The organism is Cellulophaga baltica (genome assembly GCF_900102165.1).
GTDB lineage: Bacteria > Bacteroidota > Bacteroidia > Flavobacteriales > Flavobacteriaceae > Cellulophaga > Cellulophaga baltica.
In genome coordinates this window covers 412433-428394 of sequence record NZ_FNBD01000002.1, presented here as the reverse complement: position 1 = coordinate 428394, position 15962 = coordinate 412433, and the positions used below count along the sequence as shown (strand labels likewise).

Annotated in this window: 10 protein-coding genes; 3 read left to right on the top strand and 7 right to left on the bottom strand. The window is 36.0% G+C overall.

The genetic code is table 11. The annotated features are described in order from the left end of the window. Positions 1 to 11: 11 nt before the first annotated feature. The 7 genes from rlmB to BLQ19_RS05015 form a co-directional block, all read right to left on the bottom strand. The gene (gene rlmB / locus BLQ19_RS05045) at positions 12 to 749 is read right to left on the bottom strand and encodes a 23S rRNA (guanosine(2251)-2'-O)-methyltransferase RlmB (RefSeq protein ID WP_074537595.1); all 738 of its coding nucleotides are present in this window, start codon (positions 747 to 749) and stop codon (positions 12 to 14) included. Between the two features lie 66 nt (positions 750 to 815). Beyond that, positions 816 to 2087: a hypothetical protein gene (locus BLQ19_RS05040; protein WP_074537594.1), complete on the bottom strand. Its 1272-nt coding sequence runs from the start codon at positions 2085 to 2087 to the stop codon at positions 816 to 818. Positions 2088 to 2109: 22 nt separating this feature from the next. Next, entirely contained in the window at positions 2110 to 3036 is a 927-nt protein-coding gene (locus BLQ19_RS05035) for a hypothetical protein (protein WP_074537593.1), read from the bottom strand. Positions 3037 to 3047: 11 nt separating this feature from the next. Then, on the bottom strand, positions 3048 to 4499 hold the full coding sequence (locus BLQ19_RS05030; protein WP_074537592.1) for a SusD/RagB family nutrient-binding outer membrane lipoprotein: 1452 nt from the start codon (positions 4497 to 4499) through the stop codon (positions 3048 to 3050). 8 nt (positions 4500 to 4507) lie between these two features. Continuing rightward, positions 4508 to 7651: a SusC/RagA family TonB-linked outer membrane protein gene (locus BLQ19_RS05025; RefSeq protein ID WP_074537704.1), complete on the bottom strand. Its 3144-nt coding sequence runs from the start codon at positions 7649 to 7651 to the stop codon at positions 4508 to 4510. A 377-nt stretch (positions 7652 to 8028) separates the two neighbouring features. Continuing rightward, a complete protein-coding gene (locus BLQ19_RS05020) occupies positions 8029 to 9396 on the bottom strand; it encodes a SusD/RagB family nutrient-binding outer membrane lipoprotein (protein WP_074537591.1) in 1368 nt (455 codons plus the stop codon). 4 nt (positions 9397 to 9400) lie between these two features. After that, a complete protein-coding gene (locus BLQ19_RS05015) occupies positions 9401 to 12619 on the bottom strand; it encodes a SusC/RagA family TonB-linked outer membrane protein (RefSeq protein ID WP_074537703.1) in 3219 nt (1072 codons plus the stop codon). Positions 12620 to 12940: 321 nt separating this feature from the next. On the opposite strand from BLQ19_RS05015, the gene rpsL reads away from it, so the two are divergent. Genes rpsL through fusA form a run of 3 tightly spaced genes read left to right on the top strand, consistent with a single transcriptional unit; the run spans position 12941 to position 15954 of the window. Further along, positions 12941 to 13315 carry a 30S ribosomal protein S12 gene (gene rpsL / locus BLQ19_RS05010; RefSeq protein WP_013305196.1) on the top strand — a complete coding sequence of 125 codons (375 nt, stop codon included), beginning with the start codon at positions 12941 to 12943 and terminating at the stop codon, positions 13313 to 13315. Between the two features lie 20 nt (positions 13316 to 13335). Then, positions 13336 to 13812 (top strand): 30S ribosomal protein S7, encoded by a 477-nt coding sequence (gene rpsG / locus BLQ19_RS05005; protein ID WP_024479348.1) that lies wholly within the window; start codon positions 13336 to 13338, stop codon positions 13810 to 13812. Between the two features lie 9 nt (positions 13813 to 13821). Continuing rightward, positions 13822 to 15954: an elongation factor G gene (fusA, locus tag BLQ19_RS05000; protein ID WP_074537590.1), complete on the top strand. Its 2133-nt coding sequence runs from the start codon at positions 13822 to 13824 to the stop codon at positions 15952 to 15954. Positions 15955 to 15962: the final 8 nt, after the last annotated feature.

Sequence of the window (15962 nt, the reverse complement as noted above, 5' to 3'; positions counted from 1 at the left end):
GTAACAGAGAATTACAAACTGCGTTGTCTCACGGCTTCGTATAGAAATACACCACAAGCAACAGAAACGTTTAAGGATCCTATTTCACCTAGTAAAGGAAGCTTAGCTTTATCATCTACAACTTTTAAGATGGAAGGAGATATTCCTACATCTTCGGACCCCATGATAATAGCACAAGGTTCTTTGAAGGAGATATCATAGACAGAACTTTCTGTTTTTTCGGTAGCAGCAATTGTTTTAATTCCAGAAGCCTGTAAATAAAAAACAGCATCTTTAATATGATCTACCTTTGCAATGGGCACTTTAAAAGCAGCACCAGCAGAAGTTTTGATCGTATCTGCAGTGACGGGTGCAGCACCTTTTTTCTGGATGATGATACCGTCTACTCCGGTGCATTCTGCAGTTCTAATAATAGCACCAAAGTTACGAACATCGGATAGTTGGTCTAACAATAGAAATAGGGGAGTAGTTTCTTTTGCAGAAACGTTCTCTACTAACTCTTCAATCGTGAAAAATTTAATAGGTGATATGGTAGCAATAACCCCTTGGTGATTTCCCTTGGTTAACCTATTTAATTTTTCAATGGGAACATAGGAGGAGTTAATCCCATTTCTTCGGATAAGCGTTTCAAATTCTTTGAATAAATCGCCTTTAAGACCTTTTTGAATAAAGACTTTATCAATTGCCTTATCTGCATTTATTGCCTCAATAATTGCTCTTATTCCGTAAATCTGAGTATTGTTTTCCATTGGGGCAAAGGTATAAAAAAAGGCTAGTTAATTAACTAGCCTTTCTTTTATTTAATACTCTTTGTTTTAATCAAGAGTAATGTTTTCAGAAAACTCTCCTGGTCCGTAATCTTGTTCAGTAAACGATGTTCCAGCCTGAATAAAGTCATAAACAATAGACATTTCTCCAGAACAAGGGTTTAATGTACCCGTTGCACTTAAGTTGTAATCGTCTTGAATAGCACCATTCCAAGTTGTAGTTAAATAATAAGCCTCATCGATAGTAAATTCACCAGTTTCAACATTCACTGTAACAGGTAATACTTCTTGATTAGTTACTATTTCTTCCCAATAATCTAACATCCATCCAAGTCCCATTCCTGTGATTTGAAGTTGTCCATTAATATCTAAAGATGTTACTACTTGTGTTTCGTATCCAAAAGAGTCTTTACCTGACCAAGTACCAACAAATGCGCTAATATCTATACTAGTAACGGTTTGACCTACTTCTTCAATTTCATAAGAATCACCAGTTTTAGTTATTTTTGCGAGTATTGCATACACAGCTGAACACGAAGATCCAGTATTAAGAGCAGCAGGGAATGTATAAGTTTCTCCATTAATAACACCTACTTGATCAAATGATATAGTAATATCTAAGTCAGCTGGTATTTCTGAAGCAGCAAAAAAGTCAGCAACAATATAATACTCTCCATCGGGTGTAGTTGCATCTAAAGTAATCGTTTCAAACGCAGCGCCATCTTCTTCTTTAATTATAGTAGAATAAGGTACATCTGTAACTAAAAGGCGCATATCAGCTAGGTCAGTAGCTTCAATTTCTGTGCCTGAATTATCAGTTGTTAATTCTGATGCTGCCCATGATAGGTTTGCTAATAAATCACCTGTTGTTAAATTAGCGATATTAAATGTTACAGTTGTAGCATTTACATTGGCATTGGCTGTTCTTACACCTGCACCTATAGTAATAATTACAGTTTCTAAATCTTCAATTGTATCATCTTCTAAAATTGAAATAACTCCTGTGACAGAATTTGCATTTGCTGGAATAATTACACTATCTGGCATGTCATAATCTTCACCAAGAGTCGCATCACCACCGGTTTGGCTTAAATACACTTTTACATCAACTACTTGTGGTTCACTCAAAGAAACTGTAAAGTTGTAATCTGCATTTTGTTCTACTAAAGTAGTAGTATTATCAAAAGACAAGGCTACACTCACTGTGGGATTAGTAGGAACCAATGTACTTTGGTCTACATTTTGGTCATCATCGCAACTTACTAGCGTAAAAGCTGTAATTGCCAAGCCCAAAGTATATTTTAAAAATTTATTTTTCATTTTTGTATTTTTTGGATATTAATTAGTCAACCTTTTTCACCAATTTCTCGTAAAATTCTCTTGTAGCTCCTACTCCTCTAAAGTATCCTACAGTTAGTTGTAATTGATCTTCACCATTTACATCATCAGGCGTTGCTAGATTAGTATTATTATCACAAATAAGACTTTCGAAAGCACTAGATCCAGCACATGTCATAATTGGTGAAGTATTAAGTAAAACAGCATTTCCTTCAGGGTCTGTTGGAAGAACAGTTATCACACCTGTAGCACTATCTACTGTAAAGTAGTATTCCTGGTCATCGAAAGTTCCTAAACCTACATGTCTATAAATCGTGGCATCAACAGATTCAATAATAACTTCATTGTCATTCCATCCTCCTAAATTACTTCCAGAATTCCAATAAGCACTTTCAACTACGGTATAAACACCTGCGTATCTAGTTCCAACAGCAACCTTAGTAATTACTGAATTTTCATGGACAGTACCTTCTGATGTTGTTGCAACATACTTAAGTGTCCAGAAATCTCCAATATTTAATGTTGAATCTGTTGTTGGTAAAGCAGTACCCTCTACAGTTAAATCACTAGCTAAATCTTCATATGTGAAGTTAAAGCTGTATGGTACTGTAGCACCACTATTTTGCTCAATATCTAGTGAAGTTAACAAAACTTCATTACTGACTAGTGCATCATTAGTAACAGCGTCAACTGTATTAAATGACTTGTAAACATCAATCTTTGTGGTGAATACATCACCTTGATATACACTTCCCGATGAAGTATAAGTTCCATCTGAGCCAGCAACATAAGATATTGCCTGATTGTTTACAGTTAACAAACCACCAACAGCTTCAGGAACTATAGATTCATTTTTTTCTAAGTCATTATCGCATGATTGTGCGAAACATGCTAGAAATAAAATTAACGTTAAAAAATTTATATTTTTCATTTCTGTTTTTTTTAATTGTTATCCCACCAAACTGGGGTTGTTAATGCATCTGGACCTTGACTTGAAACTGCGGCATCATAATTAGTTCCGTTTAATGACGATTCTAAATTAGGATAAGTAAACCTTACTGGTATAGACCCTAAAGTACTTGCTATTGCTGGAGTTAATTCAGGAATACCTGTTCTTCTCCATTCAATCCATGTTTCCATTCCTTGTCCGTAAAGAGCTATCCATTTTTGTAATGCAATTTTTTCAATAGCTGCGTTTGTAGTATACGCTACCGTACCTTGAGCGACATAAGTATCAAAAGAATCTTCAACACCATTTTCTGCTAAAGAAGATCTTATACCCGCTAAATAGTAAGTTTCAGCGGCAGCATCTCCTCCACTAATAAATCCTTTTTTAGCAGCTTCTGCTAGTAAAAATTGTAATTCAGTATAGGAAACAAAGTAACCAGGTGCCGTTGGAGCTAAATATTTTGCACCGATACTAGAAACATTCGTATAGCCAAATTCATCACTTGGTAAATCTAATAATCCAGAAGGTTTTCCTCTATATTCATCATCATCATTAAGTTCTGCATAAACAGCAAGTCTAGCATCTGTTATAGCATTGGTGCCATCCATGTATTCAACCAAAACTTGGTTTATTTTGTATTCACCTCTACCGCCAAAATCTACCGTTTCGAATAAAGGATTTGCATTTGGATCTGCTTCTAAATAAGGGAATTTAGCTTCTTCATCTCTTGAAGAAAATAGGTTACCTGCATCTACTAATTGTTGTAGTTGTGCAGATACATCTATTACTCCAGATTCACGCATTAATGCACGAAATTTAAGTGACGATGCAAATTTAATCCAAGAAGATTTATCTCCGGAGAATATTAAATCTTGACTTGAGCTAATTTCATCCGTGCTAGAAGAAAGCAACGAAATAGCTTGATCTAAAAACGCTATTGACCCAGCGTAAACAACTTCTTGATCATCATAAGCTGCCAACGTATTACCTGCCTCAGCTGATAAAGCTTCGGTGAAAGGAATATCGCCAAATAAATCAGTCAACATTAGAAAACCATAAGCTTGCATAACCAAAGCTACACCTTGAATAGCGGTATTGTCTTGTTCTATAGCTAAGTCGGCCATTTTTCTACCATCAGAAGCTGTAATTACGTAAAAATTATTCCAAGCGCCTAGAATTGTACCTTCTCTTGGGATATAACGCATTTCATCATTATATTGAACTTTGGCCATGTGCTGAGCCCATCCTGAGCCCTGGTCAATTGATGCCTGAACTGAGTATAGGGCATTTGCGGTACTGAACAATAAGTTACCTAACAATAAATCTGCAGGAACTTCTGTCGGATCGTTAGGATTTAAATTAACTTCTTCAAAATCCCTATCACAACCTACGAAGAATGTGAGTAGAGTACAAAGAACTACAAGTATTATACTTTTATTTTTCATAATATTTTTTAGAATTTAGCATTAATATTAAAACCAACGCTGCGTGCAGAAGGTATTTGTCCTGACTCTAGTCCTTGACTTGCGTTTGAATCACTGAAAGCACTTTCAGGATCGATGTGTGGAGCATTTTTATGTAAAATTGCTAAGTTACGGCCGACAACAGAAAATGTTAATGATTTTACAGGTGTATTTATAAGTAGTTTACTCGGGATATTATAGCCAATTGATACTTGTCTTAATTTCACATAGGAAGCATCGAAAACAGAGCTTTCAGCTATTGCATTACTAAATGAATTTTGATTATATTGTTTAGCTGATACAACTACATCATTAGGTACATAAACGCCTTCTGAATTTAGCTTAACACCATCTCCAACAACACCTGTTTCTCTTCCAATTAGTGTCTCCTCTAAGATACCACCGTATCTACCCCATGTATTCGTAATAGAGTAAATGTCTCCACCAATTTTAGCATCAACAAGGGCGCCAAAACTGAAATTTTTATAATTTACAGTTAAATTAGCACCACCAGTCCAATCAGGTTGTATATCACCTAAAACTTTATTTTCATCTGCAATTTGTGGTAAACCATTAACGTAAACTACTTCACCATCTGGACTTCTTTCAAAAGCAGGACCATATAATGTACCGTATGGTAAGCCAACCCTAGCTTCCGTATTTACATTCCATTGAGAACCAATTACTAAAGTTTCTAAGTTATCTCCAAGAGATACAACTTCGTTATTATTTTTCCCAAAATTCAAATCTAAGTCTACAGATAAATTGTCAGTTCTTACTAAAGTACCTCCTAATTGAATTTCAATACCTTTATTATTCATTTCTCCAATATTTTGAATGGTGGAAGTAATACCACTTGATCCACTAACCAAAACATTAACAATTAAATCTTCACTTGTAGAATCGTAATAAGTGGCATCCAGTCTTAGCCTATTTTGGAATAATCTTAAATCTATACCAGCCTCGATACTAGTTGTTGTTTCAGGTCCAATTTTTGGATTGTTTAATGAGCTAGGGAAAAATGCTAAAGATGTACTTCCAAAAGGTGAATCACTAAATTCATACACTGGTTGTAATTGGTAAGGGCTTAATGCTCCTGTACTACCAACTTGAGCCCAACCACCTCTAAGTTTAAATAGAGATACTTTGTCTTTAGGCATTTTAAAGATATCACTTATGACCGCACTAAGTGTTGCCGAAGGATAGAAGAATGAATTATTTTCAACAGGTAAAATACTAGCCCAATCATTTCTGGCAGTAAAATCTAAAAACATCATGTTTTTATAACCTAATTGTCCGAAACCATAAACACTATTAATTCGTTGTTCACTAGTGTAATTAGAAATTACAGGTGTAATACCTGATTTTACGTTACTAATGTTATATATTCCAGGAAGTTCTAACTGAGGAGCCTCCATTTGTAAACGATCAAATGTACGAACTAAACTATTTCCACCAACATTTAAAGATAAATCAAAATCCTTATTTATCTCAGTGCTATAAGAGAATAAAACTTCAGAGTTAATTTCATACCTTGATTGAGTGTCAAGACTGAATCTACCTTCAGGGTCAGCATTACTACCTTGAGCTCTTTTAACAGTTACATTAGATGTCCAGTAATCAATACCAGTTTTACCAGTTACTGTCAGTTTATCCGTTAGATCAATAGAAACATCAGCTCCACCAATAACTCTATCTTTATTAAAAGCATTTGTGTTAGTTTCTAATTGCCAGTAAACATTGTTTTGGTAAACTGTATTCCAGTTTATTGGAGTTCCTTCTGCATTTGTGCCTACTGCAGCAAGTGGCAAATTACGCCAGTCTTTTAAGGCAGAAAAATCCACGTTTCTTCCTGCAAAACCATTAATTTGCTGTGTAGGGTTGTCATTGCTATATCCTTGAGTTACTACGTTGTCACTTCCTGATTTTATATATCTTACGTTTAAACCTGCTCTAATAGCAGAAGAAAGTTCGTGAGTGAAATTACCACCAACAGTGTAACGATTGAAATCAGTAAAAGGAACCATTCCTTTTTGGTCAAAACCAGAAAAAGAAAGTCTGAAAGAAGATTTCTCGCTACCTCCACTCAATGAAACGTTATTATTTAAACTAACACCTGTTTCATAAAAGTCTTTAACATTGTCTGGCTGAGATACCCAGGGTAATGGAGCTCCATCTACAGTATAAGAATTCCATTGAACAAACTCTAATCCAACATCTGTTGGTGGACCCCAGCTTTCATCGACACCACCGTTTCCATTTGTTCCATCTACCCAGTCAAAATTATTAGTAACATTACCTTGTCCATAAGAATTTTGAAAACTTGGTAAGATAAGCGGGTTTTCAAAACTTATTGAACTACTTATAGTTACGCCTATATCTTGCCCTTTTGCTCCTCTTTTCGTAGTAATTACAATCACCCCATTAGAAGCTCTTAATCCGTATATAGCAGCTGCATTAGGACCTTTTAAAACAGAAATTGATGCGATGTCATCAGGGTTAATATCGGCAGCTCCGTTTGGTAAATCTATACCTCCGAATGCGCTTGAATTACCTTGGTTACTATTATCGATTGGAATACCATCAATAATAAATAAAGGTTGGTTGTTACCTGTAATAGAAGATGCTCCTCTTAATACAATACGGGAAGACGCTCCAGCAGCACCACTACTATTAGTAATTTGAACACCTGCCACTTTACCGCTTAAGGCATTTACTAAGTTAGATTCGCGTGATTCGGCGATATCATCACCGTCAACATTTTGGACAGCATACCCAATTGATTTCTCGGATTTTTTAATACCAAGTGCGGTAACTACAACCTCGTCAAGAGCGGCAGCATCTTCGGACATTTGAACGTTAATTATAGTACTTGCACCTACGGCTACTTTCTTATTTGTTTGTCCTACATAGGTGAATAAAAGTGTTTCACCGGTGTTAGCCGTGATAGAATAATTTCCATCAAAATCTGTTTGTGTTCCACTGGTTGTACCAATTACGACGATGTTAACACCAGGTAATGGCAGACCATCTTGGTCTGTCACCGTACCTGAAATCGTCTTTTCTTGTGCAAATGTTAAATGCACAACAAACGCTAAAAGAAGCGTAAAGATTCCATTTACTTTTGTTTTCATTATTATGTTATTAGAATTAGTTGGCGGCGAAAGTGATAATTCCATGTTAATTATTCTAAATTTATTAATATAATTTTATGATTATAATTAATTTCTATGGATGTATCTTTCTCGAGCACGTGTTTTTGTTGATAATTCAAAATATCAACTATATTTTGCTAAATGTTAAATTATTTGATTTTATTATTAATAATGTAAACTTTTTTCATTTTTAAGTAATTCTTTCATAGAAAATTGACCCTCTGCACTAATTCGTATATTTTGTGCTTCTATGGGTTTGTTTTTTACTAATAGCTTCTTTTAGAGTTCTTTGATGTATATATCAAAAAAAACCACCTCGATTGAGGTGGTTTATATTTAAAATTAAATAATTACATTTAGTTATTTGGGAATATAGCCAAATCATCATCTAATAAATGACCTCCTTGCGCAGAAATTGCGGCATTATAGTTTTCTAAATTAGTTTGACGCTCCGTAATAGGATATAGGAATCTTCTAGGAATAATTTTAGAAGGATTCACAGCGGCAACAGCGTCAGGATTTGGAGTTAGAACAGGGAACCCAGTTCTTCTATAGTCAACCCATGATTCTATTGGTGCATTGCCATATAGAGATTTGTATTTTTCAACGATAATTGTTTCGATTTTATCGCTTTCAGAGCCTGCTAACGATAAAGCATCTACATAGGTATTTGAGTCTGCAGTGGGTACTCCGATATATTGCATATTTGCTAAAATAGCGTCTTTTAAAGCATTTAAAGCATCAGTATCGGATCCTCCTGTTCTAACGATAGCTTCAGCCTCAATAAATTTCACCTCCCAATATGAAATTAATGGGGTAGGTGATTCAAACTGTCCCCAGAAAAGACCATCTAAGCCAGCAAAAGATTCTCCATCCGTAGTGTAAATTGACAATCTTGGATCCCCAGTCATAATAGAATTAAGGTATGTTCCGAATCCTAAAGTACTAGGTCTGTCGTTATCAAATAATGCTAGAGGATTTGAAAATTGTGCAGGAGCACTATAGATAAAATCTGGTTGTTGATCAGTACTGGTAATTGCTTGTTGAACTTCAGTCAAAGCATTTTGCGCAGCACTAACACCATTTACAGAAGTTAAGTGCATATAATACCTTGCTTTTAATGCGTGAGCAGTTCCTTCCCAGTTTATATTTCCAGTTGCTCCAGCACCTGTGAATTCGCCAATTCCAGACGCTACTCCGTCGGCAATAGATTCATCTAAAAGGCTTTGTATTACTGCATATAATTCAACTTGATCATCATATTTAGGGGTTTGAGTCCCTGTGTCACCTAGAAATGCCTCTGAATAAGGGACGTCACCAAATGAACTAGTAGCTAGCCCTAAATTTGCTGCCATATATAATTTAGCTAAAGCCCCGATTTCACCAGGATTATTTTGCATAATAACAAAGCAATCTCTCATGGAACCAGCTCCATAAAGACCAGAATCCCATAAATTACTTAAATCTGTTTCACCAATGTTATATTGACCATAAGCTATTTGTTGCGCATCTAAACCATCATATTGTTGCGTAACAATTCCAGCTATCCTTCCCCCTAGGGCTACAGAGTTTCTATGCGTTTGCGCAATCATACCAGGGTATATTGCTCCTGCATTAACTAATTCAGCAGAAGGATTATCTGGATCAACATTAACGTCTGTAATTTCACAAGAAATACCAAGAGTTAATAAGAGTCCTATAAATATTAATTTTGTAGTTTTCATCTTTTTAGAAATTTAATTTTAGGTTTAATCCATAACTTTCGGTGTTCGGCTGGTTGAAATAATCTAACCCTATACCATTACTGTCGCCAGAAAGGTTAGTTTCAGGATCAACCCCAGGATAATCGGTATTTAACCATAAATTTCGACCGAAACCGGATAACGATATACCTTCTATAAAAGTATTTTCTAGCCATTTCGCAGGAAAATCATACGATAATGTAACCTCTCTTAGTCTTACCCAAGAAGCGTCATATATTGCAGTTTCTGATAATCCGCCAAATCCATAACGTCTCCAATAGTTGTTATTTTCACTAACAGTTGGGTCTGAATACGCCACGACTTGAGTGTTAACAGCTCCGGTAGATTCAACAATACCTTGAAATACTGTAGTTTGATCTCTAATAAGAGTTGCAGATGATGTTCCGAAGTAATCAATGATTCCACAAGTTCCACACCATACATCTCCACCTTGTCTAATGTCAAAAAGTACAGAAAGGTTGAAATTTTTGTATCTGAATGAGTTGCTAATACCCGCAGTCCAATCTGGAATTGGGTCGCCTACAACGCCATCTTCTGAAGCTTGTAATGGGTAGCCGTCATCATCAATCAATATCTCTCCATCATCATTGCGTGCAAATCTTGATCCAAATAGTGCTCCATAAGATTCACCCGCAACAGCTCTTGAGCTTGTACTAGTGAAACCGTTTAAGGTTATGCTTTCTACTCCATCCACTAACTCTTCGACTACATTTTCGTAAGTTGTCCAGTTTATATCTATATTCCACGAAAAGTTTTCTGATCTTACTGGTGAACCACCTAAGGAAACTTCGTAACCTTTATTTGAAACTCTACCAACATTCTCAAAACGACTAAGGAAACCTGATGAAGGTGCTGCATCTACAGGTAGGATTTGATCTGTAGTCTCTTTGTCATAGTAAGCAACGTCTAATTTTAGACGAGAACTCAACATAGATAATTCTACACCAACTTCAAATTCTTTAGTTATTTCAGGTGTTAGGTTAGGGTTTCCTGATGTTGCAGATCTCTCGTAAGATGTGGTGTCATATGCAGGGAAATCTACACTTTGAATAAAGCCGTCTCCACCTACTGATGTGCCTCCAAAATTTGTTAAAGTAGCGTAGACAGGAGCATCATTTCCAGATTTACCCCATGAACCTCTTAATTTTCCGTAATTAATAAAAGAATCGTTGTTTGCATTATATAATTCACTAAAAACAAAACTTGCACCTATTGAATATGATTGGAACGTATTAGCTCCTTTAGGTAAAGTAGAAGACCAGTCATTTCTGAAAGCTGGAGTGATAAAAATCATATTATCGTAGCTCAACGTTGTTGTTGCAAATGCGCCAATTAATTTTTTTGCATTAGAAGATTCTATTGCTTGGGTAGTTTCTACGTTACTCAAATTAAAGAAGCCAGGAATTGTCATACCATCACCAAGAACAGTCTGTCTATTGAATTTTGTGTAAAATCCATCATATCCAATACTTGCAACAATCCCGAAGTCTTCATTGAAATCGTGTGTTGCATTTGCAAGGAAGTTCCAGTTGACATCTTGATTTGAAATTACATCATTTATGGTTCTACCATTACCAAAGCTTGCATCAATTATGTCGAAACCTATTTTTCTTACATCGGTGTATCTATCAATAGATGCTGTGGATTTCAAGTTAAGCCATTCATTAACATCGTATGTCAATCCCATTTTTCCTATGGTTCGATTAACGTTGTCTAAGTTTTTGTTTCTAGCTACTGTAAAATATGGATTATTATAAATACCATCTCTATAGCTTCTTTGGCCTGGTAATTCTGAACCTGGAATTGTGTAAAAGTAAGATGATGGGCTATCAGCCGCTGCTTGACCTGTTAGTCCGTTACCAATGTCGAAAGTTGGAGTGTTTCTTAATAAACCTAACATTATACCAGATATATTAGATCCTCTTTGAACTCTATTACCTCCTGAATTAGTATATTGACCAGACATGTCAAATGTCAATTTGTCATTTAACTTAGCTTGTGTATCTACTCTAAAGGTTTTTCTTTCAAATGCTTCATTCGGAGAAATTCCTTCTTGACGTAATCGGCCAAGTGAAGCTCTATAATTGATGTTTTCATTTCCACCGCTAGCAGACAGATTTATATCTGTAGCAACTCCAATTTTAAAAAAGTCATAAGGATCGTAAGCATTTGCAGCTACTCCATTGCCTGTGCCTTTTGGTACTAATGCACCATTTGAGTCAAATGGATAACTTGAATCTCCATCATATTCCAAATCAGAAATTTTTGGACCCCAAGAATCACCTTCAAAAGTCTCAGGTCCTCGATATTGTAGGGCACCTTCGAAGTGACGTCCTTGTGAATAAACCTGTTGTAATTCAGGTCCCTTGTTGTAATTTGAAATGATAGTTGAAGTGTTTAATGTAACTCTTGTTTTACCAGATCTTCCTTTTTTTGTTGTAATAAGGACTACTCCGTTTGCTGCTCTAAGCCCATAAAGGGTTTGAGCTGCAATACCTTTAAGAATATTTACGGATTCAATATCATTTGAATTAATATCAATGGCGCGATTTGAGAAATCACTACCTGACAAACTAGAGTTGCCTCCTTGAGTTGGGTCTTCTGCGGAAGATGAGTTGTCAATTGGCACTCCATCTACAACAAAAAGTGGACCATTCGATCTAGTAATAGAGGTATTACCTCTTATTCTAATGTTAGCGGAAGCTCCAACTGAACCAGATGAAGTAGTTACTTGAACACCAGCGGCTTTAGCGCTTAGTGCAGAAACTAAATTAGTCTCCCTAGATTTTTCAATATCGTCTGAGTCTACGGATTGTACAGCGTAGCTTAATGCTCTAGGGTTTGATTTGATGCCTTGGGCGGTTACAACTACTTCAGCCAATGCTTGCGCATCTTCAGTCATCTGTGCGTTAATAGTTAAGCTAGTTCCGACAAGCATTTTAACATCTTTCTGGCCTACATAGGTAAACAATAACGTTTTTCCAACGCTTGTTTTGATAGCGTAATTTCCATCAAAATCCGTTTGTGTTCCATTAGTTGTTCCTATTGCTACGATATTAACACCGGGTAGTGGAACGCCGTCTTGATCCGTAACTGTACCCGAAATCGTCTTATCTTGTGCAAATGTTAAGTGCACAACAAACGCTAATAGAAGCGTAAGGATTCCATTTCCTTTTGTTTTCATTATTTTTAAATTTGAATTAGTTACCGTAAAAGTCATAATTTTATGTTAATAAACCTAAGGAATTTAATAATTTTTTAAGAAAATAAATCTTTGGTGTTAATTCCTGTACAATTAATAGCTTTGATTTTAGCTTATCTTGGTTTTTGGGTGAATTTACACCATCATTCTTTTTAAAATTGTAGGCTAATTACCTTGGGTATTGTTGTGTTGAAAATAATTAAATCAAATAAAAGTGATTAACTATTTGAATTAATGGGATTTATTGCTACATTTGCCGACCCTTAAAAAAGGGTAAGTTATATATATAGATACAATTATAGTATGCCAACAATTTCACAATTAGTAAGAAAAGGAAGGGCCACGATTACTAAGAAGAGTAAATCGGCTGCTTTGGATTCTTGTCCTCAGAGAAGAGGGGTTTGTACTCGTGTTTACACAACTACACCTAAAAAACCAAATTCTGCAATGCGTAAAGTAGCAAGAGTTAGGTTAACAAATGGTAAGGAGGTAAATGCATACATCCCTGGTGAAGGACATAATCTTCAAGAGCACTCGATAGTATTAGTAAGGGGCGGAAGAGTTAAGGATTTACCAGGTGTTAGGTATCATATCGTTAGAGGTGCTTTGGATACAGCAGGTGTTGCTGGAAGAACTCAACGTAGATCTAAGTATGGTGCTAAAAGACCTAAGAAGTAATCAAGCTTTAAACAGAAACAATGAGAAAAAAACAGGCTAAAAAGAGACCTCTTTTACCAGATCCAAGATTTAATGATCAGTTAGTGACGCGTTTTGTTAACATGATGATGTGGGATGGTAAGAAGTCTATAGCGTACAAAGTATTTTACGATGCTATTGATATCGTAGAGGAAAAGAAAACAGACGAAGAAAAAACGGCTCTAGAAATTTGGAAAGATGCTCTTTCTAATGTAATGCCTCACGTAGAGGTAAGAAGTAGAAGAGTTGGGGGTGCTACATTCCAAATTCCGATGCAGATTAGACCAGATAGAAAAATATCAACAGCTATGAAGTGGTTAATTAGTTATGCTCGTAAGAGAAACGAGAAAGCTATGTCACAAAAATTAGCTGGTGAAATATTAGCAGCTGCTAAAGAAGAGGGTGCTGCAGTCAAGAAAAGAACAGATACTCACAAAATGGCAGAAGCTAATAAAGCTTTCTCTCACTTTAGATTTTAATTATCAGAAATGTCAAGAGATTTAAAATTTACTAGAAATATAGGTATTGCTGCTCATATTGATGCGGGGAAAACAACTACTACTGAACGTATATTATTTTATACGGGTGTAAGTCATAAAATTGGAGAAGTGCATGATGGTGCTGCTACAATGGATTGGATGGAGCAGGAGCAAGAGCGTGGTATTACTATTACCTCTGCTGCTACAACGTGTACGTGGAATTTCCCGATGAAAAATGGGGAGAAAATTGATGAAACTAAGCCGTATCACTTCAATATTATTGATACTCCTGGCCACGTTGATTTTACGGTTGAAGTAAACCGTTCTTTGCGTGTACTTGATGGTTTGGTTTTCTTATTTAGTGCAGTTGATGGTGTAGAGCCTCAGTCTGAAACTAACTGGAGACTTGCTGATAATTACAAGGTTCCAAGAATGGGCTTTGTGAATAAAATGGATAGACAGGGTTCTAACTTCTTAATGGTTTGTAAGCAAATTAAAGAGATGTTAAAATCTAATGCTGTTCCAATAGTTTTGCCAATAGGTGATGAAGCGGACTTTAGAGGTGTTGTTGATTTGGTTAAGAATAGAGCTATTATATGGCATGAAGATAACTTTGGGGCAACTTTTGATGTAGTTGATATCCCTGAAGAAATGAAGGCAGAAGTTAGGGAATATAGAGCTAACTTGATTGAAGCGGTTGCTGAGTATGATGACACTTTAATGGAGAAATTCTTCGAAGATGAGAATTCTATTACTGAAGATGAAGTACATGCTGCTTTAAGAGCTGCGGTTATGGATATGAGTATCATACCTATGATTTGTGGTTCATCATTTAAAAATAAAGGTGTTCAGTTCTTGTTAGATGCTGTTTGTCGTTACTTGCCTTCTCCATTGGATAAGGAAGCAATTACAGGTACGGATCCTGATACTGAATTGCCAATTACTAGAAAGCCAGACGTAAAGGAGCCATTTGCTGCTTTAGCTTTTAAAATTGCAACTGATCCTTTTGTAGGTCGTTTAGCATTCTTTAGAGCGTATTCTGGTAGGTTAGATGCTGGTTCTTATGTGTTGAACAATCGTTCAGGCAATAAGGAGCGTATTTCTAGAATATACCAAATGCATGCTAACAAGCAAAATGCAATTGATTATATAGAAGCTGGAGATATTGGTGCTGCTGTAGGTTTTAAGGATATTAAAACTGGTGATACATTATCTGCTGAGAAACATCCTATTGTTTTGGAGAGTATGGACTTCCCTGATCCAGTTATTGGTATTGCGGTAGAGCCTAAAACCAAGGCTGATGTTGATAAATTAGGAATGGCTTTGGCTAAGCTTTCTGAGGAAGATCCTACATTTACAGCTAGAACAGATGAAGCTTCTGGTCAAACAATTATATCAGGTATGGGTGAGCTTCACTTAGATATTATTGTGGATCGTTTAAGACGTGAATTTAAAGTTGAAGTTAATCAAGGTCAACCTCAGGTTGAGTACAAAGAGGCTTTAACTAAAATGGCTTCTCATAGAGAAACATATAAAAAACAATCTGGTGGACGTGGTAAGTTCGGGGATATTGTATTCGAAATGGGGCCTGCTGATGATTCATTTGAGGGAACTGGATTGCAGTTCGTAGATGAAATTAAAGGTGGGCGTATTCCTAAAGAATTTATTCCTTCGGTTCAAAAAGGTTTCACAGCTGCAATGAAGGCGGGTCCTTTAGCTGGTTATGAAATGGATCGTATGAAAGTTGTTTTGACAGATGGATCTTTCCACCCTGTGGATTCTGATGCATTATCTTTTGAATTAGCTGCAAAAATGGGTTATAAAGCTGCTGGTAAAGCTGCTGGAGCCGTAATTATGGAGCCTATTATGAAAATTGAAGCTTTAACACCTGAAGAAAACATGGGTGATATTGTTGGAGATTTAAACAGAAGAAGAGGAACTATTACTAACATGAGTGATAGAGCTGGTGCTAAGGTGATAAAAGGTGAAGTTCCATTATCGGAAATGTTTGGTTACGTTACGGCGTTAAGAACAATGTCTTCTGGTAGAGCGACATCAACAATGGAATTTTCACATTATGCGGAGACACCTTCAAATATTTCTGAAGAGGTAATCAAAGCAGCAAAAGGTTTAACCGCTTAATTTTACGA

Coding starts and splice junctions, on each gene's coding strand:
- rlmB (WP_074537595.1), bottom strand. CDS start 749: ATGGAAAACAATACTCAGATTTACGGAATAAGAGCAATTATTGAGGCA.
- BLQ19_RS05040 (WP_074537594.1), bottom strand. CDS start 2,087: ATGAAAAATAAATTTTTAAAATATACTTTGGGCTTGGCAATTACAGCT.
- BLQ19_RS05035 (WP_074537593.1), bottom strand. CDS start 3,036: ATGAAAAATATAAATTTTTTAACGTTAATTTTATTTCTAGCATGTTTC.
- BLQ19_RS05030 (WP_074537592.1), bottom strand. CDS start 4,499: ATGAAAAATAAAAGTATAATACTTGTAGTTCTTTGTACTCTACTCACA.
- BLQ19_RS05025 (WP_074537704.1), bottom strand. CDS start 7,651: ATGAAAACAAAAGTAAATGGAATCTTTACGCTTCTTTTAGCGTTTGTT.
- BLQ19_RS05020 (WP_074537591.1), bottom strand. CDS start 9,396: ATGAAAACTACAAAATTAATATTTATAGGACTCTTATTAACTCTTGGT.
- BLQ19_RS05015 (WP_074537703.1), bottom strand. CDS start 12,619: ATGAAAACAAAAGGAAATGGAATCCTTACGCTTCTATTAGCGTTTGTT.
- rpsL (WP_013305196.1), top strand. CDS start 12,941: ATGCCAACAATTTCACAATTAGTAAGAAAAGGAAGGGCCACGATTACT.
- rpsG (WP_024479348.1), top strand. CDS start 13,336: ATGAGAAAAAAACAGGCTAAAAAGAGACCTCTTTTACCAGATCCAAGA.
- fusA (WP_074537590.1), top strand. CDS start 13,822: ATGTCAAGAGATTTAAAATTTACTAGAAATATAGGTATTGCTGCTCAT.